This window comes from Pseudomonas sp. 910_23, from assembly GCF_052850795.1.
On record NZ_VXCZ01000032.1, the window covers coordinates 1 to 26732 of the forward strand.

The 26732-nt window shown below is 60.3% G+C and carries 21 protein-coding genes; 11 read left to right on the forward strand and 10 right to left on the reverse strand.

Annotated elements, in window-relative coordinates; translation table 11 throughout:
- Positions 1-67 precede the first annotated feature (67 nt).
- Positions 68-985, reverse strand: a complete 918-nt coding sequence (metR, locus tag FW800_RS26695) for a transcriptional regulator MetR (RefSeq protein WP_005785216.1) — start codon at positions 983-985, stop codon at positions 68-70.
- A gap of 78 nt (positions 986-1063) precedes the next feature.
- Positions 1064-6646: a dermonecrotic toxin domain-containing protein gene (locus tag FW800_RS26700; RefSeq protein WP_446438822.1), complete on the reverse strand. Its 5583-nt coding sequence runs from the start codon at positions 6644-6646 to the stop codon at positions 1064-1066.
- Between the two features lie 281 nt (positions 6647-6927).
- Between FW800_RS26700 and FW800_RS26705 the strand changes: the two genes are divergently transcribed.
- The 5 genes from FW800_RS26705 (at position 6928) to FW800_RS26725 (ending at position 11113) form a co-directional block, all read left to right on the forward strand.
- The gene (locus FW800_RS26705) at positions 6928-7947 is read left to right on the forward strand and encodes an alpha/beta fold hydrolase (protein ID WP_032877553.1); all 1020 of its coding nucleotides are present in this window, start codon (positions 6928-6930) and stop codon (positions 7945-7947) included.
- Between the two features lie 55 nt (positions 7948-8002).
- Positions 8003-8656: a DsbA family oxidoreductase gene (locus tag FW800_RS26710; protein ID WP_446438823.1), complete on the forward strand. Its 654-nt coding sequence runs from the start codon at positions 8003-8005 to the stop codon at positions 8654-8656.
- 758 nt (positions 8657-9414) lie between these two features.
- Positions 9415-10335: an arginase family protein gene (locus FW800_RS26715; RefSeq protein ID WP_103733406.1), complete on the forward strand. Its 921-nt coding sequence runs from the start codon at positions 9415-9417 to the stop codon at positions 10333-10335.
- The gene (locus FW800_RS26720) at positions 10332-10712 is read left to right on the forward strand and encodes an EamA family transporter (RefSeq protein ID WP_032877549.1); all 381 of its coding nucleotides are present in this window, start codon (positions 10332-10334) and stop codon (positions 10710-10712) included. Before FW800_RS26715 ends, FW800_RS26720 begins: the two co-directional genes overlap by 4 nt.
- Positions 10709-11113, forward strand: coding sequence for a transporter (locus FW800_RS26725; protein ID WP_446438824.1), 405 nt, complete (start codon positions 10709-10711; stop codon positions 11111-11113). The genes FW800_RS26720 and FW800_RS26725 overlap by 4 nt, the downstream gene beginning before the upstream one ends.
- 134 nt (positions 11114-11247) lie before the next feature.
- On the opposite strand, the gene FW800_RS26730 is transcribed toward FW800_RS26725, so the two are convergent.
- Positions 11248-12018 (reverse strand): MipA/OmpV family protein, encoded by a 771-nt coding sequence (locus tag FW800_RS26730; protein WP_446438825.1) that lies wholly within the window; start codon positions 12016-12018, stop codon positions 11248-11250.
- Between the two features lie 226 nt (positions 12019-12244).
- Here FW800_RS26730 and FW800_RS26735 point away from each other — a divergent pair, with 226 nt between their 5' ends.
- From FW800_RS26735 to FW800_RS26760, 6 genes are read left to right on the forward strand one after another with little or no spacing between them, the layout of a single operon-like run.
- The gene (locus FW800_RS26735) at positions 12245-12949 is read left to right on the forward strand and encodes an MtnX-like HAD-IB family phosphatase (protein WP_032877547.1); all 705 of its coding nucleotides are present in this window, start codon (positions 12245-12247) and stop codon (positions 12947-12949) included.
- A complete protein-coding gene (locus FW800_RS26740; protein ID WP_005785231.1) occupies positions 12942-14336 on the forward strand; it encodes an aspartate aminotransferase family protein in 1395 nt (464 codons plus the stop codon). The genes FW800_RS26735 and FW800_RS26740 overlap by 8 nt, the downstream gene beginning before the upstream one ends.
- Positions 14333-15226, forward strand: a complete 894-nt coding sequence (locus FW800_RS26745; RefSeq protein ID WP_005785233.1) for an alpha/beta hydrolase — start codon at positions 14333-14335, stop codon at positions 15224-15226. The genes FW800_RS26740 and FW800_RS26745 overlap by 4 nt, the downstream gene beginning before the upstream one ends.
- A gap of 58 nt (positions 15227-15284) precedes the next feature.
- Positions 15285-16409: a GNAT family N-acetyltransferase gene (locus FW800_RS26750; RefSeq protein WP_446438826.1), complete on the forward strand. Its 1125-nt coding sequence runs from the start codon at positions 15285-15287 to the stop codon at positions 16407-16409.
- Positions 16409-18187, forward strand: coding sequence for a sensor histidine kinase (locus tag FW800_RS26755; protein WP_078820407.1), 1779 nt, complete (start codon positions 16409-16411; stop codon positions 18185-18187). Before FW800_RS26750 ends, FW800_RS26755 begins: the two co-directional genes overlap by 1 nt.
- Positions 18177-19574 carry a sigma-54-dependent transcriptional regulator gene (locus FW800_RS26760; RefSeq protein WP_446438827.1) on the forward strand — a complete coding sequence of 466 codons (1398 nt, stop codon included), beginning with the start codon at positions 18177-18179 and terminating at the stop codon, positions 19572-19574. The genes FW800_RS26755 and FW800_RS26760 overlap by 11 nt, the downstream gene beginning before the upstream one ends.
- A 124-nt stretch (positions 19575-19698) precedes the next feature.
- On the opposite strand, the gene FW800_RS26765 is transcribed toward FW800_RS26760, so the two are convergent.
- From FW800_RS26765 to FW800_RS26795, 7 genes are all read right to left on the reverse strand, one after another.
- Entirely contained in the window at positions 19699-20037 is a 339-nt protein-coding gene (locus FW800_RS26765) for a GlpM family protein (RefSeq protein WP_446438828.1), read from the reverse strand.
- Positions 20037-21374, reverse strand: a complete 1338-nt coding sequence (locus tag FW800_RS26770) for a sigma-54-dependent transcriptional regulator (RefSeq protein WP_282443207.1) — start codon at positions 21372-21374, stop codon at positions 20037-20039. The genes FW800_RS26765 and FW800_RS26770 overlap by 1 nt, the downstream gene beginning before the upstream one ends.
- On the reverse strand, positions 21371-23272 hold the full coding sequence (locus FW800_RS26775) for a sensor histidine kinase (protein WP_032877539.1): 1902 nt from the start codon (positions 23270-23272) through the stop codon (positions 21371-21373). The genes FW800_RS26770 and FW800_RS26775 overlap by 4 nt, the downstream gene beginning before the upstream one ends.
- A gap of 170 nt (positions 23273-23442) precedes the next feature.
- Positions 23443-24177: an amino acid ABC transporter ATP-binding protein gene (locus FW800_RS26780; protein WP_003188952.1), complete on the reverse strand. Its 735-nt coding sequence runs from the start codon at positions 24175-24177 to the stop codon at positions 23443-23445.
- Positions 24174-24845 carry an amino acid ABC transporter permease gene (locus tag FW800_RS26785; protein WP_003188954.1) on the reverse strand — a complete coding sequence of 224 codons (672 nt, stop codon included), beginning with the start codon at positions 24843-24845 and terminating at the stop codon, positions 24174-24176. Before FW800_RS26785 ends, FW800_RS26780 begins: the two co-directional genes overlap by 4 nt.
- Complete coding sequence (locus FW800_RS26790; protein ID WP_003188956.1) at positions 24845-25591, reverse strand: amino acid ABC transporter permease; 747 nt, start codon at positions 25589-25591, stop codon at positions 24845-24847. Before FW800_RS26790 ends, FW800_RS26785 begins: the two co-directional genes overlap by 1 nt.
- Positions 25592-25784: 193 nt before the next feature.
- Positions 25785-26711 (reverse strand): glutamate/aspartate ABC transporter substrate-binding protein, encoded by a 927-nt coding sequence (locus tag FW800_RS26795; RefSeq protein WP_005785249.1) that lies wholly within the window; start codon positions 26709-26711, stop codon positions 25785-25787.
- Positions 26712-26732: the final 21 nt, after the last annotated feature.

The window sequence follows — 26732 nt, forward strand, 5'->3', positions numbered from 1 at the left end:
AAGCAGATCAAAAGCAGATCAAGAGCGGCTCGCTTCGCATCGTGGTTAGGGGGGGCTGCGAAGTCGCTTAACGCACTGCGCTGACCCCATCCAGGGTGGAAAACGACGTGTCCTTGGCCGTCAGCAAGAAGTCGCGCATGTACGGCGCATCCAGCATGTCCGCCCGAATGCCCGCGTACAGCGTGGCGAACAGACCTTTCTCGCCCAGGCGCTTGGCCTTCACATACCCGCGTGAGCTGTACTCATGCAGCGCCCAGTGGGGCATACCGCAGACGCCTCGGCCGCTGGCCACCAGTTGCATCATCATCACCGTCAGCTCCGAGGTGCGTACCAGGGCGGGTTCCACGTCGGCCGGTTCCAGGAAGCGGGTGAAGATGTCCAGGCGGTCTCTTTCCACCGGGTAGGTGATCAGGGTTTCCGTCAGCAGATCTTCCGGCACGATGTATGACTTGTTCGCCAGCGGGTGCTGGTTGGCCACGGCCAACATGGCTTCGTAGGTGAACAGCGGCACATAGGTGATACCCGGCAGCTCCAGCGGGTCGGAAGTCACCACCAGGTCCAGGTCGCCACGGGCCAGGGCCGGCAGGGGGGCGAAGGCAAAGCCGGAGGCCAGGTCGAGCTCGACCTCCGGCCACGCATCGCGGAACTGGTCGATAGTCGGCATCAGCCACTGGAAGCAGCTGTGGCATTCGATGGCCATGTGCAGGCGCCCGGCGGTGCCGCCTGCCAGCCGTGCGATGTCGCGTTCGGCGCCACGCAGCAAGGGCAGGGTGGCGTCCGCCAGTTGCAGCAGACGCAGTCCTGCGCTGGTGAAGCGCACAGGCTTGGTCTTGCGCGCGAACAGCGGCATGCCCAGGCGCTCTTCCAGTTCCTTGAACTGGTGGGACAAGGCGGACTGTGTCAGGTGCAGGCGCTCGGCTGCCTCTACCAGGCTGTCGGCTTCACGCAGGGCATGCAGTGTTTTTAGATGACGGATTTCCAGCACTGTCGCCTCCATGAATAGTATTTGCGCACAATGATAATTCATTGAAAGCTCTTCATGTTGGCCGCCCACCTATTGGGCTTACTTCAGCGCCTGGAAGTGCATTCTGGCGAAGGGCTTTTCGATAGACCCACGCCAGATTTTAGTGTCTGCAAATGCCAGTCCCTCTGCTGCGGCTTGCCATTTCATGCCCAGGTAGCGTTGTTCAAAGCGCTTTAAATGCGCCTTGGGGAAACTGTCGAACGAGGACTGCAGCGCGTCATAGTGAAAGTGCGCGTACCAGATCGGTTGGTCAGCCTTAGCCTGCCGGTTCGAGTCGTAGATCTCGTATTCCTGCAGGTAGTCGTCTTTGCCGTCAGGGCGTTTGTCCCTGAGCTTTTTACGCGCTCCGATTTTTCGAATCACCACTCGGCCTTTACCGGCCAGATAGTCCAGGTAGCCTTCAGTCGGCGTTGGGCTTTCCAGGCTGCGTTGGATCCGTAAGGCTTCGCCTGCCTGTTCAAGCGCAGTTGCACGAGTGCGTAATTGATCGACAATCGGGTTGCCCGCGTCCAGGCTTTGCACGTTGTTGGCGCGAATCCTGAGTTGTTTGGCTTCGGTGACCAGCCTGTGTTCGAGGTTGATCGGCTCCATGGTTTTGTACCCTCGCACCTGCTTTTCAAAAGCATCCACTGCGTCCAGGCGGGTACGGGCATCCGCAAGCGTGGCGCGGCGGTCGGTGGGCAGCGCAGGCGGGGCGGCGGCAGGTTGGCTCTGGGTCGGGTTCAAACGGTAGGTGTTGCTGTCGCCAACCCTATCCCATACCTCAGTGGGATTGCCGTCGGCGTCGCTGATGATGAATTGTCGCGGTGATTGTTGCCCGGCGGGTTTTTCGGTGCCTATCAATAGTTGCCCGTCCTCGGTTTCAAAGGCCGTCCGAGTAGCGTTTGGATTGGGCTCGGAGGCGGGTTTCTTGATGGCCCGTTCGGCTTTTCGAATCAAGCGGTCAAGGTCTTTTTGCATGAGTTGGAAAAAGTTCGGATCGAAATGATCTGGTGACCTCTCGTTCCAGGCACTCAGGTCACGTGAAAACTCTTCATAGACCTTGATGCAGTTCTGCAATATTCGATTGCGTTCAACCCGGCTGATATTGGCTTCGGGTAGGGTCATGTGCGCGGTTAGAGCGCGGCTGACGTTGTGCCTGGCCTGATTCACCGCAGTTTCCTGGTAGATCCAGTCAATGCCCACGGTTTGCTGTCGGCGGGTGATGGGGTGCAACAGTTGGCCGCTGCGCATACTGGTAATGCGCAGGTCGGTAAATTTCTGCTTCCAATGAGCCAGGTTGGCCGCGACCTCAGTGCGCGCCGTTCTGGCGGTAATGCGTTTGCTCCAGGTGCCCATGTCCTTCATCGAGCGCTCTATCACGTTAAGATCATCAAGTATGTTCAGGCGGCATTGCCTCACTTCATTGAGCAGTGTTTGAGTTATGGGGGAGGCTGGAGACAGGTTATCCAGTTGCTGGGTGATCGCGATGGATCGGTCAAGTGACGCCACGCAACGGTTGCTGGCATGGTGAATCAGGTGATTGAGTCGGTCCGACACAATGTGGGCTGTTTTACTCAGTTCTGCTGCATAGTTGAAGTCGGGTAGGCGGACTTGCTGTTGCTGGGCCAGTTCGAGCGACGTATACATCTTCTTGGCGCTTTCGATGTCCCTGGCCAGGTCGACATCCAGGGCTTTGCTGTCTGTTGTTCTTTGAGTGGACGTGGTTGAGGGGGTTGGATAGTCGCTTGCGTATTTTCTTAACTTTGCGGTGCTGGCATCGACTTGGGTCTTAAGGTTGTTGTATTGGGTTGTCACATCGTTACCGAGCGTAGCGCGCTGCGTATTGACCTCCAGCGCGGGTGCCGGGAGTTGCCGATTGACCGCCGGTGGAACGCTGCCCGGCTGGGCTTCCCCACGCCCTCTGCGCCGGCTGCCACCGCCATAAACGGTGTTGCGACCACCATGCAGCGCTCCGTAAGTGTCCCATTGCAGGGCAGGGTCCAGCTCAACGACCACACTGTCGTACCTGTTTCTGGCAATCAGGCGCATTTCTCCGGTGCCGGCGTCGTACCTGACTCTGTAATAACGCCCTTCACTGAAGATGAAGTAATCGCCGGACACGTTATGGCGCAAGGTGTGGCGATAGGGCCCGGTCAACACCGGTTGCAGGCTGCCGCTTGCAAGGGGGTCGGGGTGTTCGAAGCCAGCGAAGCGCTGGCGAGTGGTGGTGGTGGTGGTGGTGCCCTGGCGGCGTTTCAAGGATCGCCAGAAGCTTGGGCTTGGCGCCTGTTTGCCTTGGCGTGCTGCGGTCAGTTGGCGGGCGGTGCTGGCGCGTGCGCTGGGCACCGCGGCCATGGCCAGGGCATCCATGGCCGCATACAACAGGCTTTCGAACACCGAGGCCAGCAGGTCGATGCCATCGTCGATATCACCGCGCCGGAACGCAGCAACCGCCTGATGTAGGCTGATGCGAGCGTCTACCAGGGATACGGCGGTACCAACCACCGGGACAATACTCAGGGCAATTTTGATGCCGTTGAACACCTTGGCACTTTGAAGATGGTACCTCTCATTGGCCAGATCATCGTTGGAGCGTGAGTCATTACGATGGGCTTCGAGCAGGCGGCCCCTATGGGCATTCAACTGATGGACAGCCAGCGAAGTGGTGGCCGGCCAAGCAAAGCCTGACTGGATCATCGAGTTTTGGTCTTTGTCGATGGCCTGACCGATGCGGCTGATGTGTGCCCGTACGTCCCCCTTGATTGCACGGCCCGCGACATACTCCAACATGCTGTCGAGCCGGCACAGTTCAAACAGAGCAAGGCGCGCCTTTTCAAGGCTGGCATAACCGCGCAGGTAGCGTTGGTCGGGGGCGTCGGGTAGGTAGAGCACGATGCTCCCGCTGTTCTGTTCCTCAATGAATGTGATACCCGATAGTGTGATCGGGCTTTCCTGGTTTGTGTCCTTGCCGCCTATGCTCAGGTGGGCCGGCAACAGGCGGATGCGCTTGCCATCGACATCCCAGGCGCTCTGGGTATCGGCATCGATCGCTGTATTGAGGGTACTCAGTTCGTCGCTGTTGATATGGTTTTGCATGACCGCCAGCAGGCCTTGGGCCTTGAGCATCAGACGCAGGGGTTCGACCAGGCATTCGCGGCGGTACTGTTTTTGGAATGTAGACTCCTCCGGTGAACCATCGAAGGCCCTGATAATCCGCGTTTCATAGCGTTGCGCCAGATTGAGGTCCTTGACCATGGCCGCCAGATAGTGGCTGGTGACACCCGCCTTCAGGGTGTTGCCTTCGAGGGGATCATCGGCCGTCACTTCGACGCTCACGAACCCCAGGCGCAGACTTATATCAGAGCCGATGTTGAGTAAGGCCAGGGTGTCCAGGGTCATCTTGCTGCGTTTAGCGCTAGGGACGTCGATCATTTTGATTGGCGAGCCCGGCGCGGCACCGGCAACGATATCGCGCTTTTGCGCCACCGAGTCGGGCAGCTCCAGCTCCAGGGTAAAACCTTTTTTAATGCCGAAATCCTTGCGCAAGCGTGCATCCAGCTGTTGGCTGACAAACACGTCACGTGCTGGCAGCGAGCGTCCAAACAAGGCCTGTGAACGGGTCAGCGCGGGGATATAGGCGCTCAGCAGTTTCTTTAGGGTTTCGTGTTTTTCTGTGGACTGTAGGCGCATCCACGGTTGCATGTCGTTGGCCAGCACCTGGGCATTGTACTGCTCGATGAGTTGCAGGTACGCGGCCTCGCGTGCCGCGTTATCCGGGATCAGCAAGCTCGGCAGCGTTTGTGCACGCAGTCTTTCCAACTCACCGGCTAGCGTTGCGGCGTCTTCCGGGGCGGGCCAGGTTTGGCGCAGTCTCGCGGCTTTTTCTTCGAAGGCGGTTTGTTGACTGCTCAGGCTGTAGTCGAAGGGATCTTGCGTCAATGGCTTGAACTGCAGGGCCAGTACCTCATCTTGGGGATGGATGGCGAACAAAGCTTCTTCCAGCGCCTGTCGGGAGGCGAAGCGTTGCAAGCCGCCGTCGTTACCGGGCCAGTAGACGAAATGCGTGCCGCTGCCGGTGGTTGGGGTTTGCGGGTCCTGGGGGGGAAGCAAGACCAGCGGCCCGTTGAGTTCGGTGTGTGTCGATTGGAGATCGCCGGGCCGCTTGACCGACAACACCAACGTCATGACGTCAGGCTCAAGCGTATCTAGGGCACTGGTGATCTGTAGCAGTTCGGCTTCGGTGATCTGGTCCAGGGCCCGCTGAATGTTCGCCTCGATCCGCAGCCCCTGCAGGCGCGCCTGGTAGAGCGCGGAGTAGTGGGTGTTGAGTGCGGCGAAATCCAAGTGTCTACGGTTCAGCATGGCGCGTGCCGCGTCTTCAGCGGCGCGTTGCTGCACTTTCAGGTTGTCCAGTTGCTGTTTGAACGATTGCCAGACTGGGCTCGTCGGCGTGTTGCTGCCGAACAGTTTTTCCAGGGCGCGGCGGTGCTGTCGTATCAGGACCTTGCGTTGGCTGGCCTGTATGCCGTTATGCAGCAGGCCGAACTGTGGCAGGTTGCTGTCGACCTGTGCATCGACGGTCGTCCCCGGTTGGTCGGGCGCTTGCGCAAAGAGTGCCTGGGCCCGGCGCTGAACATCGCGTTGGTCAATATGCTGGCTGGCCTGGAAGGCATCGTGGAGCTTGACGTGGGCCAACGGCTTGATCGCGTCCTGGTATTGCTGGTTGGCCAACTGCTTGAGCCAAAGGTTGAGGCCGGCTTCCAGCGGGTTGTTGTTGATCTTGTACTCGATACTGGCCAGGGGATCGATATTGCTGGCTGCGAACAATGTGGTTTGCCGGTCGAGCAACCAACGCTCCAGGTCCAGGCGCCGGCTAAAGGTATGCCAGGCAGGCGCCTGTGTCGGCAGGTACACCAGTTGGCTGACCGGTTGTTCTGTATCCAGGGTCAGGACCCAGGCGCCGGGCAGCGCGATGGCATTGGCCCCGGTGCGCTTGAGCAACAGCTGCTCGACGCAGAATTTTGGCGCGTCGGCCGTGGGCGCTACCGGGTTGATCAGCGAGAACAACGGTGTGAGCACTTCGGGATGGATCTTTTTTTCGGCCAGCAAGTGTTCACCACTGGCTTCGAAGTGGATCCGGTAGAGTTCGATCGCCCGGTTGAGGCAGGTCAGAGGCGTATTGGGGGCCCGCTCCGTGCGCCAATAGCGCAACCAGTTGTCCTCGATCGCTTGCTCCAGATCCAGGGTTTTAAGCTCATCGAGCAGTTGGGCAACGGTGTGTTGCGCCAGGGGTGGTTGCGCCGGCAGGTAAAGCAGGTTGCATTCCGGTATTTGCGTCGTGTCCAGGTTTGGGTGTTGTTGCAGGTAGAGGCAGGCATCGGTCAGGCTGATCAGGCTGCGGCCACGTTGTTCGGTGGCGGAGAACTGCAGCATCACGCGCTCGCCGTCCAGTTGCAGATCGGTTTGGAGCAGGCGGTTGATCGAACTGCGAACCGTCGGAATGCCGGCCATCAGCGTGAGCATATCGCGGCGGCAGTCTTGCCAGCGTTGGGTGGCGTCGACCAACAGGTCTTCGTCAATGCTCGGTAGCGGCAGTGGAGACCAGACGCCGAAATCGGTGGGGCCTGTAGTGTGGGTCATGGTTTCAATCCTTGAAGTAGGGCGTTGGAGCGCACAGGCCGCTACGTTGCGGACTGTGCTGAAGTGAACAAGCTTTATTCGCTGGCGACCCAAAGGGGACGGTGCTCACGAAAAAAGAGAGCCTCATTAACGTTGAGCAAGAGGAAGGTTGTGGCCTACATAGTTAGAGGCCGATGACCGCTCGGCGTCATTCATCAAATTGTCACGCAACTGTGGCAGCGCGCTTGAGCAAACTTCATCAGACTCGCGCTCTACTGGGGTTCTGCGTTTCGGTGTTTTTCATGCGCGTTTTGCTTTTATTGGCCGCTCTTTTATTCGGCCTGCCGTCATTTGCGGCTTCTCGATGTGATGTCAATGTCCCGACCCAAACGGTCGACCTGGAACAGGTGAGCATCGCCTATCAGAGTATCGGGCGGGCGTCGGACCCTGCCTTGCTGCTGGTGATGGGCCTGGGTGGGCAGTTGATCCATTGGCCGGATGAAGTGGTGGTCGCCCTGTGCGAGCAAGGGTTTCGGGTGATCCGTTACGACAACCGTGACGTCGGCCTGTCCACCTGGCGGCAAGCGCCGGCCAGTGCCAACCTGACCTTCGAGGTGCTGCGCTACAAGCTCGGTTTGCCGGTGGCTGCGCCGTATACATTGACCGACATGGCCGACGACGCGCTGGGCTTGATGGATGCGTTGCAGGTGCAGCAATTCCATGTCCTTGGCGCAAGCATGGGCGGCATGATCGCCCAGCACCTGGCGGCAATGGCGCCGCAGCGGGTGGAAAGCCTCACGTTGATCATGACCAGCTCCGGCGCCGAGGGCCTGCCCGCCCCGAACGCGGCGCTGGTGCAATTATTGTCACGGCGCAGCGCGCCCAATCGTGAGGTGGCCCTGGAGCAGCAAGCCGATTTGCTTGCGGCGCTGGGCAGCCCGAATGTGAAGGATGATCGTCAGGCGTTGCTGCATCAGGCGGCGCTGTCCTACGACCGTGCGTTCAACCCCGAGGGCGTCAAGCGCCAGATCATGGCGATCCTCGCCGAGCCCAGCCGCGTGCCGTTGCTCAACCAACTGCGCGTGCCGACCCTGGTGGTGCACGGCACGGCCGATCCGTTGTTGCCGGTGATGCACGGCGTGCACCTGGCCGCGCATATCCAAGGTAGCCAGTTGAAACTGATACCCGGCCTGGCCCACCGTTTCCAGGAAGCGTTCAAGGCGCCGTTGCTGGCGGCGGTGTTGCCCTACCTGCAGTCTCATCGTGAAGATACCGCGCACTGGGCGCAGATCGACTTGGGCGAGCCTTCGAAGGTGTTGTGAAGTTGGTGTATCGTGCAACCTTTGCGGCGCATTCAAGCCAGCGAGGTTGCCTACCATGAGTACTCCCCTGAAAATCGATTTCGTCAGCGACGTGTCCTGCCCCTGGTGCATCATCGGCCTGCGCGGCCTGACCGAAGCCCTCGACCAGCTTGGTGCCGAGGTGCAGGCCGAGATTCATTTCCAGCCGTTCGAGCTGAACCCGAACATGCCCGCCGAAGGTCAGAACATCGTCGAGCACATCACTGAAAAATACGGCTCCACCGCCGAAGAATCCCAGGCCAACCGTGCGCGCATCCGCGACATGGGCGCAGCGTTGGGCTTCGCTTTTCGCACCGACGGCCAGAGCCGCATCTACAACACCTTCGATGCGCATCGCCTGTTGCATTGGGCCGGGTTGGAAGGCTTGCAGTACAACCTCAAGGAAGCACTCTTCAAGGCGTACTTCAGCGATGGCCAGGCCCCGTCCGACCACGCGACCCTGGCGATCATTGCCGAAAGCGTCGGCCTGGACTTGAAGCGCGCCGCCGAAATTCTCGCCTCTGATGAATATGCCGCCGAAGTGCGCGAGCAGGAAAAACTGTGGATCACCCGCGGAGTGACCTCGGTGCCGACCATTGTGTTCAACGACCAGTACGCTGTCAGCGGCGGCCAGCCGGCTGAAGCCTTTGTGGGCGCGATTCGCCAGATCATTGCCGAAGCGCGATCCTGACGCCGCTCTAATGTGGGAGCTGGCTTGCCTGCGATAGCGGTGGGTCAGTCAGCATCTGTTTAACCGTTGCACCGCCATGGCAGCATAGGTATCTACACATTTTTGTGGGTTGTAGCAGCCGACGGTAACCACGATGCGAAGCGAGTCGCTCTTGATCTGCTTTTGATCTTAAGCGCCCCGTTAAACCACGCTGGCCGGAATTCGACAGGGATTTGGGGGGTAAACCGGCAGGGATGCCGGTTTAGCCGCCCCGCGCCATGGATGGCGCGTGGCGGCGGCCCCCAAAATCCATGGCGGATTACGGGCACACCGAGCCTAAGCGAGGTGCCGAGTGGTGGGGCAAGAGCGCTTTGGTTACTTTCGCGCTTTTCGAAAGTGACCCGCCGTCAGGGCGGAACCCTAAGTGGCCGTTAACGCAGGAATGGATATGTACTCGGTATAACTGTGTCGGCTTTCAGGCCGCCTTCGCGAGCAAGTCGAATCGTCGCACCGCCGCTCCCACAGTTTGATCGTGGGGTGTCAGGTAGATAAGCGTCGGCTGTCCGTCGTCACGGGAGCAAGCTCCCTCGCCACAGGTTTAGCGTCGTACCGAAGTTATGTAGATACCTATGGCCATCGCAGGCAAGCCAGCTCCCACACTTGATACTCATTGTTTTCAAAAACGGCGCTCATCCAAACGCTGGCCCATCCCTTGCATTACCCCCCTAAAGCCCGGCCGGCCTGCGGTTGGGCGCTGCCATTAGGGGTGAAACACTACCTTGAACATACTTGACCTCGACCACAGCCTTACCGGCCAGGCACCCATTGCCCGACGGTTGGCCAACGGCCGGGCCACGCGTCTGGACCTGCTCGATCTGGGGCCGAAACTGCGCCTGTGGTCCACAGAAAAAACCTGGAAACGATTCACCGAACGCCTGGCCCAACGGCCTCGGCCCAGGGATGCGCGCCCGGAAATCCTGTTTGTCGGCTCCGGTGACTATCACCACCTTACGCCGGCCTTTTTGGCTGATTTGAAAGAGCCCGTCAGCCTGATCCACTTCGACAACCACCCCGACTGGGTACGCTTTGCGCCCAAGCGCCACTGTGGTTCTTGGGTCAACCGCGCACTGAAGATGCCGGCGATCAAGCGCATCGTCACCCTCGGCCCGTGCAGCGATGACCTGCATAACCCACAACTGCGTGGCGGCAACCTTGGCGCGCTCAAGCGCGGGCAATTGCAGCTGTTTCCCTGGCAGCACCCGCCGTCGAAGGTCTGGGGTCGGGTCGGTGATGGAGCGGGTCACCAGCAGCAGGAAAACCACCTGCACTGGCGCAACCTGGCAGAGCTCGATTGGGCGAAATTCCTCGACCAGATGATCGCCAGCCTGCCCACCGAAGCGATCTGGATCACCATCGACAAGGATGTGCTGGCCAGCGAAGACGCCGCTACCAATTGGGATCAGGGCGGTATGCGCCTGACCCATCTGCTCCAGGCCCTGCGGGCGTTGGCGGCGCATAAACGCATCATTGGCATCGACGTGTGCGGTGAGTTCGCCACGCCGGTGTTCAGCAACGCGTTCAAGCGCTGGGAAGCCAAGTCCGACCAGCCGCCGCCGCAGCGCTGGAGCGTGCAAGATTTGCAGCGCAATGCCGCGACCAATGAGGCCTTGATCAACCTGTTTGAGGAGCTGTTCCCGTGACCCTGACCGTGGTGTTGCTGCTGGCGTTTTCCATTGTTCTCGATGTGATTGGCCAGCTGTGTTTCAAACTGGGCGTGGACCGCTTACCGCAACTCGATGGCGGGTTCAGCCTGCGCGCATTCTGGGGCCAGGTGTTCAATGCACCGTTGCTCTGGGCCGGTGTGGGCGCCTATGTCATCGAGTTTTTCGTCTGGCTCGAAGCCCTGTCCCGTGCGCCATTGAGTCTGCTGTTTCCGTTGGCGGCTTTGGCTTATTGCCTGGTGGTTCTGGCGGGCAGGGTGGTGCTCAAGGAAAGGGTCAGCCCAAGGCGTTGGTTGGGCACGCTGGTGATTACCTTGGGTGTGATGTTGGTCGCGATTGCGGGGAGCCAGGCATGACGACGCAGACAGTCGATAGCGGTTGGTTACATGGGCGCCTGGGTACCCTGGTGCTGTGGGCGCTACTGATTGCCACCGAAAGCGCCGGGCAATTGTTTACCAAGGTGGCCGGTGATCAATTGGGGCAGATGGATTTCACTTGGCAGTGGCTGGCCGACGTGGCGCGTAACCCGGGGATCCTGGCGGCGATTGCCAGTTACCTGGGGGCGTTTTTTGTGTGGATGCTGATCTTGCGGCGCAGCAGTTTGTCGCTGGCGTTTCCCCTGAGTTCACTGGTGTTTGTGGCGGTGCTGCTGGGGTCGTGGTTGGGGTTGGGGGAGCACATCAGCGTGCTACATTGGGTGGGCGTGGTGGTGATTATCGGGGGTATCGCGCTGTTGGCTGAGGGCGAAGAACACTGAAGATAGTGCTATGAAACACAGTCTCAATGTGGGAGCGGGCTTGCTCGCGAAAGCAGTGTGTCAGTCCCCCGATATTTAACTGACCCATCGCATTCGCGAGCAAGCCCGCTCCCACAATTTTGCTCCCGTGTAATTCAGTCGAAGGTGTAGCTGATCGCCGTCTGCACCTGCCCCTGATTCACCTCGCCGGCCTGCTTGACGATGCTGCTTCGGGCCGCCGAGCCCACCAGATGCACCCAGCTTGCGCTGGTCAGCAGCGACCAGTGGGGCGCCAGGGGAAAGGCGAAGCTTTGGCTCAACGTCACGTTCTGGAAGCCGCCGCTGGCGTTGTAGGGCCGAAAGCCGGTGGCGTCGGCTTCGTTGTTGTCTACGCCAAAGAAGGTATTGGCCTGGCGTGCATCGGCAAAATGCGCCACCAGCCCACTGCTGCCGATAATCCCGCCGCCCAACGGGTAGCCCAGTTCGCCGCCGATCTTACCCAGGGTGCCGCTCTGGGAATGCCCGCCGCCCACGGCCTGGCCCAGCTGCGCGTAGACCCGCCAGAAGTTGGCCGGGGCGTACTGGATGAAACCGCCGACCTCAGCCATGTCCGACACATTGCGCAAGCCCTGCAACTCACCGTTGGAGGTACGCCCTGCCAGGTAATTGATATAGGGGCCGGCGGTGATGCCGTGGGTGTTCAGCGCGCTCCAGGTCAAGCCGTCGTCGGTGCTCAGGCTGACGTCGCCCCAATCCAGGTCCAGGTAGGGCACGGGCCGGGTTTCGTAGCGGCTGCCGGTGGGGTCATGGGGCTGATAGCTCAGGCCCGCGCCCACGTCGCCGCTGATGCCGTCTGCCCAGGCGGCACTGGAGCAGCCCCATAGGCCGAGCAAACCTGCGAATACGGCAGAAGTGATGTTGGTCATGGTGTACGTTCCTGAGGTGACAGGCGCGCATGAACGCGCAAACCCTCGCGCCTGCGCAAGCACTCATGTTGTTTGTAGCAAGCTACAAAAATTGTAGCTTGCAGCACGCCTATCACTGCGGCTCTGCCGGCAAACCCCCAGCCCCACTGGGTTTTGACTAGTTGGCACACTCCCTGCTCTATCCCTGTTGCAAGCGCATACAGCGCGCTCTCTCAGGTACAGGTAGATGATCCACTGGCATATCGTGTGTGACTTCGATGGGACCATTACCCCCACGGATGTCATCGACAACGTCCTCCAACGCTTCGCCGGCCCCGAGTGGGAAACCATTGAACAGCAATGGCTGGACGGGCATATCGGTTCACGCGAATGCCTGAGCCGCCAACTGGCGCTGATCAAGGCCACCCCAAGCGAACTGCTGGCGTATTTCGACAGCGTCGAGATCGACCCGGACTTCCCGGATTTCGTCGATCACGTCATGGACCTGGGCGCCTCTATCGAGGTGGTCAGCGACGGCATCGAGCAGGGCATCGCGCGCATCCTGTCGCGCAATTACGTGACCTTGTTGCCGATCCTCGCCAACCGCCTGCGCCAGGTCGACCAGAACAGCTGGCGTATCGACTTCCCCTACGCCAGCGATGCTTGCCGCGCCGCTTCCGGCAACTGCAAGTGCAAATCCACCCCGCGCAACAAGCGCGTACTGGTGATCGGTGACGGCAAGTCCGACATGTGCGTGGCTTCCACCGCCGACTTCGTGTTCGCCAAGGGCAGCCTCGCCGAGTACTGCGTCGCCAACCAGATTCCTCACGCGCGCTTCGACACCTTTGCGCAAGTGACCGCACTGCTGGCCAAGCTGCCCCAAGGCATCGCCGCCAACGCCACCACCTTCAACACCTCTTCTGACACTCAGGAACTCTTCCATCATGTCTGATATCCGTATCGCTACCGCCGAAGACCAGATCCTTCTGGATAAAGAAGCCAAGTATTGCTCCTACGGCGACACCGTTCACTACATCGAGCCTCCGCGTATTTTCAGCCGTTGCGAAGGCTCCTACGTGTGGGACACCGAAGACCAGGCTTACCTCGACCTGCAAATGTGGTACTCGGCGGTCAACTTCGGCTACGCCAACCCGCGTCTGAACAATGCGCTGAAACAACAGATCGACACCCTGCCGCAAATTGCCAGCCAGTACCTGCACAAAGGCAAGATCGAGCTCTCGGAAATGATCGCGGTCGACGCCAAGAAGAAGTTCGGTCTCGACGGCCGAGTGCACTTCAACGTCGGCGGTTCGCAGTCCATCGAAGACTCGTTGAAGGTGGTACGCAACGCCAGCAACGGCAAAAGCCTGATGTTCGCCTTTGAAGGCGGCTACCACGGCCGCACCCTCGGCGCCTCGTCGATCACCTCCAGCTTCCGCTATCGTCGTCGCTACGGCCACTTTGGCGAACGCGCCAACTTCATCCCATTCCCTTACCACTTCCGTGGCCCGAAGGGCATGACCAAGGAAGAGTACGGCAGCCATTGCGTGCAGCAGTTCGCCCGTTTGTTCGAGACCGAATACAACGGCGTCTGGGACCCCAAAACCAACCAGTGCGAATACGCAGCTTTCTATGTCGAGCCGATCCAGGGCACCGGCGGCTACGTGATCCCACCGATGAACTTCTACCGCGAGCTCAAGCACGTCCTGGACCAGCACGGCATCCTGATGGTGTCCGACGAAATCCAGATGGGCTTCTACCGCACCGGCAAGCTCTGGTCGATCGAGCACTTCGATGTGCAGCCGGACGTGATCGTGTTCGGCAAGGCCCTGACCAATGGCCTCAACCCATTGGGCGGTATCTGGGCCCGTGAAGAGTTGATCAACCCGAAGGTGTTCCCGCCAGGTTCGACTCACTCCACCTTCGCCTCCAACCCGTTGGGCACCGCCGTCGGCCTGGAAATGTTCAAGATGACCAACGAAGTCGATTACGGCGCGATGGTCATGGCCAAGGGCAAGTTCTTCCTGGAAGGCTTGCAGGACCTGCAAAAACGCTTCCCGATCATCGGCGATGTCGACGGCCTGGGCCTGGCGCTGCGCTGCGAAATCTGCGGCCCGGACGGCTTCACCCCAGACAAGGCGACCCTGGATTACATGGTCGAGGAAGGCATGAAAGGCGACATGGTGGTGGACGGCCAGAAGCTGGGTCTGATCCTCGACGTGGGCGGTTACTACAAGAACGTGATCACCCTGGCACCGTCCCTGGAAATCAGCTACCCGGAAATCGAATTGGGTCTCAAGCTGCTTGAGCAACTACTGGTGCGAGCGACCAATCGGTGAATGCGCAAGGGATCGACCTCGGTGAAGGTACCGCCGGCTTCGTTCTCGGTGAAGGTCCGGTCGGGATCCTGTTGATCCACGGCCTGACCGGCACACCGACCGAGTTGCGCCAGGTCGCCAAGGGCCTGGCCAAGACAGGCAATTGCACGGTGTATGTGCCCACGTTGGCCGGGCACTGCGGCGATAACAGCGACTTGCAGGCTACCGGCTGGCGTGACTGGTACGAAGGCGTGCGCAAGACCTTCCTGCAGGTCAAGCAACGCCACGGGCAGGTGTTTGTCGGCGGCTTGTCCATGGGCGCGGTGATGTCCATGTATGTGGCCGCCGAACACCCAGGCCAGGTCGCCGGGCTGCTGATGTACTCCACCACCCTGAAGTACGACGGCTGGAGCATCAACAAGCTGGCGTTCCTCACGCCGTTGCTGATGAAGATTCCATTCGGCGTGCACGTTTGCAGCTTCGAAGAAAAGCCGCCCTACGGCATCAAGAATGAGCGCCTGCGGGCCATCGTCGAGCGACAGATGAAGGAAGGCGAAAGCAGCGAGGCCGGTTTGCTGACCATGGAAGGCATTACCGTGCGCGAATTGCACCGCATGAACGCGGTGGTCAAAAAGCGCATGCCCGACATCAAGGTGCCGGCGCTGGTGCTGCATTCCATCGAAGACGACATCACCAGCCGCTGGAACGCCGACTACGTGGAGCGCCACCTCGGCGGCCCGGTGACCAAGATTTTGCTGGATAACTGCTACCACATGATCACGGTCGACCTGCAATACCGACGGGTAATCGAGCTGAGTGCCGAGTTTGTCGAGCAGCACACAGCCTTCAGGTCAACGCCGGTCAAGGTGGGAGCTGGCTTGCCGGCGATGGCATCACTGCGGTCTGCCTGACGCACCGAGGCCAGCTCTCACATTTGATCGGCGTTCGCCATAGAAATAAGGGCAATCTGTGATAACCACCCAAGCCTTCCCGACCATCCGGGCGATCCAGCGTGACGCCTGGAATGACTGTTTTCCCGGTGCCCTGGAGGATTGGGACTATTACCTGGCTGTAGAAAACGCCGCTATCGATGATTTTCAGTGGCGTTACCTGGCGGTCTACGAAGATGAAACGTTAGTGGCTGTGGCTGCTGCGTTCATTACCCATTATCGCCTCGACACCACGGTGTCGGGGGCGGGCAAGCGCGTGACCGAACGCCTGGCTCGCCTGTGGCCGCAGGCTTTGCAATTGGCGCTGTACGCCATTGGTTCGCCGGTGGCTGAGCGTTGTGATGCGGGGGTCGCCAGCCATGTGCCCGAGGCCCGCCGCGCGTTGTTGTTGCGCCAGTTACTGGCGGCTGCGCGTCGGGATGCCGACCACTTCGGTATTGGGCTGGTGGCGGTCAAGGACGCGCCGACCAACGACCCGCATTGGGCCGACAGTTGTCGTGCGGCCGGCTTTCAGACCATGCCGAGCTTGCCGACCGGGGTGTTGCCGTTGCCCTATGGGTCGGTGGATGCGTACCTGGGCTCGCTGGGCAAATCCACGCGCAAGGACCTGCGCCGCAAGCTACGGGCACCTGGGCCGCGCATCGAGTGGCGGCACAACGTCGATGATGTGCTGCCCCAGATCATGCGCCTGTACGAGGCCACGCTTGCGCGCGCGGATCTACAGTTCGAGCGCCTGCCTGCCGCTTACTTCACCGGCGTGCTTGAACACCTTCACGAGCGGGCGGTCTGTGTTCTTTACTGGGTGGACGAACGCCTGGTGGCGTTCAATCTGATCCTGCTGGATGAGCAGCGGCTGGTGGATAAGTTCTTTGGCCACGACATCGAGTTCAGCCGTGAGTACAACCTGTACTTTCGCAGTTGGCTGACCAATGTCGACTATTGTATCGAGCACAATATCCCGGTGTACGAGTGCGGCCAGGCCGGGTATGCCAGTAAACTGCGGCTGGGGTGCGAGTTCGAGGGCAACAACCTGTTCTTCCGCCACCGCAACCGGCTGGTCAACGGCCTGCTCAAGCTTGTAAAACTGTTTATTCGACCGGATCGTTCCGACCCTGCCATGGCTGCTGCGATAAGCGAAACCTGATGATCACCAAGACCCGCCAGAAAGCCCGCCCCTTTGCCATTTCGCGTTGGAGCGTCCAGCGCAAGCTGGTGCTGGCGTTCTGGCTGGTCAGCGTTATTCCGACCATGATTGCCGCTGAGCTGGCCGCCACCACGCTGTCGCAGATTTTCGACAGCAACGTGCGTATCTGGCTGCAAGAATCGACCAAGATCGTCAAGGATGAGATCGGTGACATCCTTCATGACAACGCGCGCATGGCCAAGCTGTTCTTGCGCTATACCAGCCCACCGTCGTCCAAACAGGCGGCCAAGCATGACCGGCTGACCGCCGACATTGCCGATGCCACCGATATCGACGTGGTCGCGCTGATTCGCACCAGCGACCACAAAGTGGTGTTCAGCACAGCCGCCGATGACATCGTCAGGCAGATCAACCTGACCAGCAATGCCGTGCTGCAGACCGTGCAAGTCGCAGGTGTGAGCACGGGCCTGGTGGTGTCAACCTTCGAGACCAGCCGCGATGGCGTTGATTACCTGTTGTTGGTGGCGACCTACCTGGACAGCAGTTTCCTCACCAGCGTGGCCGATGTGCACTCCCTGGACCTGCGTTTGTACCTGGCCAACCCGGCGGGTTTTTCCGAGATATTTTCCACCCAGCGTTTCGAGAATCACCCTTCGCGCATCCCGAAGAACGTCGAGGCCGCGCTGCGCAGCACCAAGCAGCCCAGCGAGCAATTCACTAACCAGTACAGCGGTTTGTACTGGCCGATCTTCAATGATGCCGGCGAACTGCAAGGCGTTATATTCAGCGGCCTGTTGCGTCACACCAGCCTGGTAGGGCTGGTGAACCAGAGCAACCTGTTCGTGCTGATCTTCCTGCTCAGCTCGGCGCTGTCACTGGCGGCCGGGGTGCTGGTGTCGCAGCGCCTGACCAAACCGCTGCGCGACTTGTCCCAAGGTGTGAACGCGGTGATCTCCGGTAGTTACGCGCATCGCGTGGTGGTCAGTGGCGGTGATGAACTGGCGCAGTTGAGCAGCACCTTCAACCACATGACCGAGCGCCTCGGCGAACTGCACCACCTGGAAGCCCAACTACGCCGGCGTGATCGGCTGCATGCCCTGGGTGAAGTCGCCATGGGCCTGGCCCATGAAATCCGCAACCCGCTGGGCATCATCAAGACCGCCACCCAATTGTTGCATCGGCGGGCCGACCTCGCGGAAACCGATAAGCGTCACCTGGAGTACGTCATCAGCGAGGTCAGCCGCATCAACGAGCTGATTACCGAGTTCCTCGATTTCGCCAAGCCCAATCCACCGATACGCGTGCTGCAGCCGGCACGTGCCCTGGTGGAAGAAATCCTCGGTTTCTGCGGCCCGGAGCTGAGCACTCACAATATTGATGCACAGATTGACGATCAGGCGCCCGACGCCACGATCTATGCCGATGCCAAGCAGCTCAAGCAGGCTTGCCTCAATCTGATACTCAACGCCATCGACGCGATGCCCGAAGGCGGGCGCCTGACCCTGGGCATCCGCAACGTGGGCGACAACACGGTGATCAGCATCGCCGATACGGGCCAGGGTATCCCGGCGGATATGGTCGAGCGTATCTTCACGCCGTTTGTCACCACCAAGGCATCGGGCACTGGACTGGGCCTGGCCAAAGTCTATTCGATCATGGAAAGTCACGACGGCAGCATCGAATGCGCCAGTGAGAAAGATGCCGGCGCCACCTTCAGCCTGTACATTCCGGCTAACGGTGAAGACGACGGCGAGGATGAGGACGGGCATGACGCATAACGTATTGGTGGTGGACGACGAGCCCAAGCTCTGTGATTTGCTGACCCAGGCCCTGAGCCAGAACGGTATCCATGTGTTCAGCGCGGGCAACGGCCTGCATGCGCTCAAGGTGCTGGGCGAGGAGGACATCGACCTGGTGATCAGCGACTGGCGTATGCCGGGCATGGACGGGCCGGCATTGCTGGCCGAGATCAAGGTGCGCTATCCACAGGTGCCGGTGATTGTGATGACCGCCTACAGCACGGTAAAAAATGCCGTGCAGTCGATGCGCAACGGTGCCTATGACTACATCGCCAAGCCGTTCGATATCGACGAGCTGGACATCACCGTGGCCAAGGCCCTGCAATTTCGCGACATCATGCGCGATAACGCGCGGATGCGCGCCGAGCTTGATGAACATGCGCAGTTCGACAGCCTGGTGGGCGACAGCCCGGCGTTTCGCAAGGTGCTGCAAGCCGTGGACTCGGTGCGTGACAGCGGCGCAACCATCCTGCTGACCGGCGAAAGCGGCACCGGCAAGGAAATGGTCGCCCGCGCCATCCACAAGCATGGCAGCCGCGCCGACAAACCCTTTGTGGCCGTCAACTGCGCGGCGATTCCCGAAGGTTTGCTGGAAAGCGAGATGTTCGGCCATCGCAAAGGCGCCTTCACCGGCGCCGTGGCCGACCGGGTAGGGCGCTTCATGCAGGCCGACAAGGGCACGCTGTTCCTCGATGAAGTGGGGGACATGCCCCTGGCGTTGCAGGCCAAGATTTTGCGCGCCTTGCAAGAGCGGGTCATCGAGCCGGTGGGTGACCCACGCGAGCGCAAGGTGGATGTGCGGGTCATTGCCGCCACCAACAAGAACCTGCTGGACGCAGTGGCGAACAAAGAGTTTCGCGAAGACCTTTACTACCGCCTCAATGTCTTCCCGATTCCATTGCCGGCTCTGCGTGAGCGCGTGGAAGATATCGCGCCCCTGGCCCGGCATTTCGCCCAGACCTTGAGCGCCACCGCCGGTAAGCGCACTACCGGCTTCAGCCCCGAGGCATTGCAGGCGATGGCGGCGTATCACTGGCCGGGCAATATCCGCGAGCTGCAAAACTGCGTGGAGCGCGCGACCATCGTGGCAGCGTCGCCGGTGATCGAGGATATTGATTTGCCGGGTTATCTGTTTGCTTCAAAACCGAGCGAGGGCGATGTGACGGCGATCCTCAGCGACGGCCCGGGCGTGCCGCAGGATCTGGATGCGGCGCTGGCCGAGGTGGAGAAAGCTTACATTCTAGCGGCGTTGCAGGAGAGCAACGGGGTGCAGGCCGCGGCGGCGCAGCGGATCGGGATTTCCGAGCGCAGTTTCTGGTATCGCCTGAAAAAACTCGGGATTCAAGTCGACAAAATCGTCCGCTGACACACGGCGGGCAAAAAATGTGGGAGGAGGCTTGCTCCCGATAACGGTGTGTCAGTCAGTACATATTTCACTGATCCACCGCTATCGGGAGCAAGCCCCCTCCCACATTTTTGACCGAGTTGAGTCAGGAGTGGAGGCGAACCCAGATGCTGACCAGGATCGTCGCGGCCATCAACCAGGCCACGGCAGCCACTGCCAGTGATGTCTCCAGCCGCATCCGATCCACCATCACATACAAGGTCGCCAGGTACACGAAGTACGGAATGATCGACCACATCCCGAACACGATGGTGGTCTTCAAATCCTCCACCGAACGCCCTTTGCCGACGATGTAGTGGGCGATCAGCGCGAAGGTCGGAAACAGTGGCACCAAGCCTGCGATGTAATAGTTTTTGGTCTTGGCCAGTGCCGCCAGGATCAGCACCACCGCCGCGCCAAGTGCGGCCTTCAAGAACAGATCCATCAGTGGCTCAACCCGTATTTCTTGACCTTGTCGAACAGCGTGGTCTTGGCCATGCCCAATTCCTGGCTGGCCTGGGTCAGGTTGCCGCCGCTACGCTGCAGGGCGTCCACCAGCAGGTTGCGCTCAAAGGCTTCTACCGCTTCGGTAAAGGCCAGGCCATGGTTGCCGCTGCTGGCACCGCTTTTCTTGAAGGCGGGCAGCCCCAGGGCAAAACGTTCGGCGACGTTGCGCAGTTCACGCACGTTGCCCGGCCAGTCGTGGCTCATCAGGCTCGACAAGGTCTGGTTGTCCAGCTCCGGCACCGCCCGGTCGAAGCGCAGCGACGATTGCTGCAGGAAGTGTTCGAACAGTTGCAGGATGTCTTCGCGCCGCTCGCGCAAAGGCGGCAGTTCCAGGGTGACCACGTTGAGGCGGTAGTACAGGTCGCTGCGGAACTGGTTGGCGCGGCTCAGTTCGTCGAGGTCGGACTTGGTGGCAGCGATTACCCGGCAATCCACTGCCACGCTCTGGTTCGAACCCAGGCGCTCCAGGGTGCGTTCCTGCAGCACCCGCAGCAGTTTGATCTGCAGGTTGATCGGCATACTTTCCACTTCATCGAGGAACAGCGTGCCTTGGTGGGCGTGTTCGATCTTGCCGATGCGGCGTTTGCCGGCGCCGGTGAAGGCATTGGCCTCGTGGCCGAAAATTTCGCTTTCGAACAGGTTTTCCGGCAGGCCCCCGCAGTTCAAGGCGACGAACTGATGGGAGTGGCGTCGGCTGAAATCATGCAGGCAACGGGCAACCAGCTCCTTGCCAGTGCCAGTCTCACCTTCGATCAGCACGTTGGCCGACGTGTCGGCGACGTTGGCGATCAGCTCGCGCAGGTTCTGCATCGCCGGCGAGCGGCCAATGATGCGGCCTTCCAGCGAATCACGCTCGGCCAACTGGCGGCGCAGTGACCAGACCTCTCGCGCCAGCCCACGCTGCTCCAGGGCGCGACGGGCAACATCGACCAGGCGCTCGGGAGAGAAGGGTTTTTCCATGAAATCGTAGGCGCCGTTGCGCATGGCGCCGACGGCCATGGAAATATCGCCATGCCCGGTAATCAGGACCACCGGCAGGCTTTTATCCAACGCCTTGAGGCGGGTCAGCAGCTCCAGACCATCGATGCCCGGCAGGCGAATATCGCTGATGACGATGCCGGCAAAGTTTTCGCCGATACGTTTGAGCGCTTCTTCGGCGCTGCCCACGCCGACGCTGTGGATGTCTTCCAGCGCCAGGGCCTGTTGGCAACCGAGCAGCACGTGGGGATCATCTTCGACGATCAGCACGGTCAGGTCTTGGGGATCAGTATTCATGTCGACTCAACTTTTTTAGCGCCCGCCAGCGGCAGGTTAAGGACAAAGGCAGTACCACCACCGGCCGGGTGTTCCACGGCCAGGCTGCCACCGGTCGCGGCTGCGAGGCTCGCGGACAGGGTCAAGCCCAGGCCCAGGCCTTGTTCGCCGGGCTTGGTGGTGAAGAAGGGTTCGAACAAATGCTTGCGTGCCTCAGGGGCGATGCCGTGACCATTGTCGCGTACCAGCAGGCGGTATTTGCCCTCGGTACTCTGGCCCTCCAACCACAATTGCGGCGCCGGTTGCGTCTGCATCGCGTCCAGAGCATTACCGATCAGGTTGACCAGAATCTGTTCCAGGCGTGTCTGGTCGATCTGCAACTGGGCGGGTGCGAAGTCGCGGTGCAAGGTCAGTGGCAAACCGTCCAGGCGTGCGCCCAGCACCTGGAACGCAGCGTCCACGGCCTTGCCCAGGCTGGCTTCGCCCTGGTCATCGCCGCGCCGGGCGAACGAGCGCAGGCTGGCGGTGATACGGCCCATGCGGTCGATCAGTTCGTTGATGGTCTTGAGGTTGGTGCTGGCGGTGTCCAGGGCGCCGCGCTCAAGGAAGCGCACGGTATTGCCGGACAGGGTGCGCAGCGCGGCCAGCGGCTGGTTCAACTCGTGGGCGATGCTGGTGGACATCTGGCCGATGGCGGCGAGTTTGCCGGCCTGCACCAGTTCGTCCTGGGCGCGGCGCAGGGTCTCTTCGGCCTGGCGCCTTTCGCGGATCTGGCCCTTGAGCCGTTCGTTACTGGCGCGCAGGTCGGCGGTGCGTTCGGCGATCCGCCGCTCCAGTTGGCTGTTGGCTTCCTGCAGGGCTTCCCGAGCGGCGAGGCGGGTGGCGATGACCTTGCGTCGCTCGTTCCAGGCAATCAGCAGGAAGGCGACAAGGCCGAAGGCAACTGCCACCAGGATGCCCTGATTGATCGCGGCACGGCGCAGGTCATTGAGCGGGGTGAGCAGGGTGAAATTCCACGGCGTGTCGTTGAGCGGTCGGGTTTGCGCCAGGTAGCTGACGGCGTGCTGGTCGTTGACCACTTCCGAATTGGCCGGGAAGGTCAGTTTCTCGGTGCCTTCGTTCAGGCGCTCGCGGGCCAGGGGTTGCAGTTCATTGAGCGTCGCCCAGTAATATTGCAGGCTGTGGGCCAGGCGATCCTTGGTGTCATCGCTCAGCGGGCGTACAGCCTTGAGGCGGCGCGCCGGGTCACTGGACAGAATGATGATGCCATTCTCGTCGCTCACGAACGCCTCGAGACGGGCGCGCTGCCAGCGTTCTTCGAGGGCTTCGAGGCGCACCTTGACCACGGCGACGCCGATGATCTTGCCGTGCTCTTCCAGGCCATGGGCCAGGTAATAGCCGGGTTCGCCGTTGGTGCTGCCGATACCGTAGAAACGGCCGGGCTGGCCGCGTACGGCATTCTGGAAATAGGCGCGAAAAGACAGGTCCTCACCCTGGTAACTGTCGGCATCGCGCCAGTTACTGGTGGCCAGCACGCGGCCGGTGGTGTCCATCACGTAGATGGCTCGGCTGCGACTGCGACGATTCAGGCCCTCAAGGTAGTCGTTGACCGTTTTGCGGGTTTCCTGGTTCGGCTCGGCCAGCAATTGCGACACGCTGGACTCCAGCTCCAGCAGGCTGGGCAGATAGGTGTATTTGCTCAGTTCACTTTCGACGGTGCGGGCGTGCAACTCCAACTGGCGTTCGCCGTTGTCGCTGAGGGTGCGGATGCCATAGTACTCGCTGACCCAAAAGCCGATATAACCCAGGCCGATCATCAGGGCGATGATCAACGGCGGAAGGAACAGTTGGCGTATCAGACGAGGCTTCACGGCAAGTGATGGCGGCGCGGCGCGATATTGATTGGGGTCGCATTTCATCACAGATGCCTTGGGTCAACCAGAGCTGCCAGCCTGTGCGATCCAGTGTGGGAGGGGGCTTGCCCCCGATAGCAGTGTGTCAGTCGATACATCTGTCACTGATCCACCGCTATCGGGGGCAAGCCCCCTCCCACATTGGCCATATTCCTACAGTGGGAGCTGTTTAGTACTTAGTGCTGCAGGATTTTCTCAAGGAAGTGCTGTGCGCGTTCGGAGCGTGCGCTGATGTCGCCGAAGAACTCTTCTTTCGGGCAGTCTTCGATGATCTTGCCAGCGTCCATGAAGATCACGCGGTCGGCCACTTTGCGCGCGAAGCCCATTTCGTGGGTCACGCACATCATGGTCATGCCTTCATGGGCCAGTTGCACCATCACGTCGAGCACTTCGTTGACCATTTCCGGGTCCAGCGCCGAGGTCGGTTCGTCGAACAGCATGACGATCGGGTCCATGGCCAGGGCGCGGGCAATCGCCACACGTTGCTGCTGGCCGCCGGAGAGCTGGCCAGGGTGCTTGTGGGCGTGTGCCGACAAGCCCACGCGGTCGAGCAGTTGCAGGCCCTTCTTGGTGGCTTCTTCCTTGCTGCGGCCCAGCACCTTGATCTGCGCGATGGTCAGGTTTTCAGTGATAGTCAGGTGCGGGAACAGCTCGAAGTGCTGGAACACCATGCCAACGCGTGAACGCAGTTTTGGCAGGTTGGTCTTCGGGTCGGCGATGGAGGTGCCATCGACCACAATGTCGCCCTTCTGGAACGGTTCCAGCGCGTTGACGCACTTGATCAGGGTGGACTTGCCCGAGCCGGAGGGCCCGCACACCACGATCACTTCGCCTTTTTTAACCTCGGTGCTGCAATCGGTCAGCACCTGGAAGTCGCCATACCACTTGTTGATGTTCTTGATAGAGATCATACGGCAAACCTTTTTTGCAGACGCTTGACCAGCAGCGAGGCGGAAAAGCTGATGATGAAGTAGACGACACCGGCAAAGATCAGGAACTCATTGGAGCGGCCGATGATGTCGCCGTTGGAGCGGGCGGAGTTGAGGAAGTCCACCAGGCCCACGGTGTAGACCAGGGAGGTGTCCTGGAACAGGATGATCGACTGTTGCAGCAGCAACGGCGTCATCTTGCGGAACGCCTGGGGCAGGATGATCAGGCGCATGGTCTGGCCGTAGGTCATGCCCATCGCTTGTGCCGCTGCCATCTGGCCCTTGGGGATCGACTGCACGCCGGCCCGCACGATTTCGCAGAAGTACGCAGCCTCGAACATCATGAATGCCACGACGCAGGAAGTGAACGCACCGATCGGCGTGTCTTCGCCGGTGATCCAGCGCAGTACGAACGGCACCGCCAGGTAGAACCAGGTGATCACCAGCAGCAGCGGGATCGAGCGGAAGTAGTTCACATAGGCGCCGGCCACACGCGACAGCAGTTTATTGGACGACAAGCGCATCAGGGCCAGGATGGTCCCGATGATGATGCCGCCGACCACGCCCATGACCATCAGCTTCAAGGTCATGACCATGCCGTTCCACAGGCCCGGGATGGCGGGGATGATGCCGCTGAAATCGAAGTCCATTATTTACCCCCCACGGAGATCAGGCCGGGCACTGCGACTTTCTTCTCCACTACGCGCATCAGCAGCATCAGGCTCATGTTCAGGGTGAAGTAGATCAGCGTGGCCAGGGTGAAGGCTTCAAACAGGTTGGCCGAAAACTCGGCGGTCTGTTTGGTTTGCGCCAGCAGTTCCATCAAGCCGATCAAGGACGCCACGGAGGAGTTCTTGAACACGTTGAGGAATTCGGAGGTAAGCGGTGGAATGATGATGCGATACGCCTGGGGCAGCAGCACGTTCCAGTAGATCTGCGGCAGCTTGAAGCCCATGGCGCGCGCGGCGGATTCCTGGCCACGTGGCAGCGCCTGGATGCCTGTACGTACTTGCTCACACACACGGGCGGCGGTGAACAGGCCCAGGCACACCACAACGCTCAGGTAGGCCGAGGTGGTCGGGTTCAGGTCTTGTTTGTACCAGTCCTGCAGGTTTTGCGGCAGCATGTCCGGTACCAGGAAGTACCAGATGAATAGCTGAACCAGCAGCGGCACGTTACGAAACAGTTCTACGTAGCAGGTCGCAATGCCCGACACGAGGCGGTTTGGTACCGTGCGCATGACCCCCAGAATGGAGCCCAGCAGCAAGGCGATAATCCATGCCACGATGGCGATGGCGATGGTCCAGCCCAGCCCGGAGAGGTACCAGTCGAGATAAGTCTCGCTGCCCACGCCGGTGGACTTGAAGAACACGCCCCAGTCCCAGTTGTAATTCATTAGGGTCTCCCCTCGAGATCGATCGATGTACAAGCACCCGCTTGGGAAGATCCTTTTCCGCCCGACAATGAATGCCAGGCACACGCGATCGGCTCGAAAACCGCCAGGTCGAGTGTTCCAAGTTGAAGCTAGCAGGTAATTACAGACGCCTGAGGGAGGGTTGGCTCCCTCAGGAGATAAGCTTAGTCAGGTATCAGATTTTTACTTCTGGCGCTGGTTTGTCGCTTGGGTTGGCGATCAGCTCCTTGACCTTGTCGCTCATCGGGAAGTTCAGGTTCAGGCCCTTCGGTGGGATTGGGCTTTCGAACCATTTGGCGTAGATCTTGTTGATCTCGCCGGACTTGTACAGGGCGACAATGGCGTCATCCACGGCTTTCTTGAAGTCCGGGTCGCCTTTGCGAACCATGCAAGCATAGGCTTCGAAGGACTGCGGAGTGCCGGTGATAACCCAGTCATCCGGCTTCTTGGCCTTGGCTTCTTCACCGGCCAGCAGCGCGTCGTCCATCATGAACGCAACGGCACGGCCGCTTTCGAGCATCTGGAAGGATTCGCCGTGGTCTTTGGCAGAGATAACGTTCATGCCCATCTGCTTGTCGGCGTTCATCGCCTTGATGATGCGCTCGGACGTGGTGCCGGCGGTGGTCACGACGTTCTTGCCTTTGAGGTCGGCAAAGTCAGCGTAGGACGGCTTGCCTTCCTTGTCTTTCTTGACCAGCAGGCGGGTGCCGATTTCGAAGATGTTGACGGTGAAGTCGACTTGCTGGGCGCGTTCGGCGTTGTTGGTGGTGGAGCCGCACTCCAGATCCGCGGTGCCGTTCTGGATCAACGGGATACGGGTTTGCGAGGTCACCAGGTTGTATTTGGCTTTCAGGTCGGGTTTGTTCAGGTCTTTTTTCAGTTGTTCAACGACGGCCAACTGAATGTCGTGGGAGTAGCCCACGGGTTTGCCCGAACCATCCGCAATGTAGGAAAACGGAATAGAGCTGTCGCGGTGAGCGAGAGTGATGGTGCCGGAGTCGTTGATTTTCTTCAGCGTGCCGGTGAGTTCTGCGGCGAAAACTGGAGTGCTGATCAGAGCAGCAGCGATAGCTGCGCCCAGGATATGGGGAACGATACGCATCAATACTTCCTCGACATTTGT

Coding starts and splice junctions, on each gene's coding strand:
- FW800_RS26770 (WP_282443207.1), bottom strand. CDS start 21,374: ATGAATACTGATCCCCAAGACCTGACCGTGCTGATCGTCGAAGATGAT.
- FW800_RS26775 (WP_032877539.1), bottom strand. CDS start 23,272: ATGAAATGCGACCCCAATCAATATCGCGCCGCGCCGCCATCACTTGCC.
- FW800_RS26725 (WP_446438824.1), top strand. CDS start 10,709: ATGACGACGCAGACAGTCGATAGCGGTTGGTTACATGGGCGCCTGGGT.
- FW800_RS26710 (WP_446438823.1), top strand. CDS start 8,003: ATGAGTACTCCCCTGAAAATCGATTTCGTCAGCGACGTGTCCTGCCCC.
- FW800_RS26780 (WP_003188952.1), bottom strand. CDS start 24,177: ATGATCTCTATCAAGAACATCAACAAGTGGTATGGCGACTTCCAGGTG.
- FW800_RS26735 (WP_032877547.1), top strand. CDS start 12,245: ATGATCCACTGGCATATCGTGTGTGACTTCGATGGGACCATTACCCCC.
- FW800_RS26765 (WP_446438828.1), bottom strand. CDS start 20,037: ATGGATCTGTTCTTGAAGGCCGCACTTGGCGCGGCGGTGGTGCTGATC.
- FW800_RS26790 (WP_003188956.1), bottom strand. CDS start 25,591: ATGAATTACAACTGGGACTGGGGCGTGTTCTTCAAGTCCACCGGCGTG.
- FW800_RS26705 (WP_032877553.1), top strand. CDS start 6,928: ATGCGCGTTTTGCTTTTATTGGCCGCTCTTTTATTCGGCCTGCCGTCA.
- FW800_RS26760 (WP_446438827.1), top strand. CDS start 18,177: ATGACGCATAACGTATTGGTGGTGGACGACGAGCCCAAGCTCTGTGAT.
- FW800_RS26700 (WP_446438822.1), bottom strand. CDS start 6,646: ATGACCCACACTACAGGCCCCACCGATTTCGGCGTCTGGTCTCCACTG.
- FW800_RS26730 (WP_446438825.1), bottom strand. CDS start 12,018: ATGACCAACATCACTTCTGCCGTATTCGCAGGTTTGCTCGGCCTATGG.
- FW800_RS26795 (WP_005785249.1), bottom strand. CDS start 26,711: ATGCGTATCGTTCCCCATATCCTGGGCGCAGCTATCGCTGCTGCTCTG.
- FW800_RS26785 (WP_003188954.1), bottom strand. CDS start 24,845: ATGGACTTCGATTTCAGCGGCATCATCCCCGCCATCCCGGGCCTGTGG.
- FW800_RS26740 (WP_005785231.1), top strand. CDS start 12,942: ATGTCTGATATCCGTATCGCTACCGCCGAAGACCAGATCCTTCTGGAT.
- FW800_RS26755 (WP_078820407.1), top strand. CDS start 16,409: ATGATCACCAAGACCCGCCAGAAAGCCCGCCCCTTTGCCATTTCGCGT.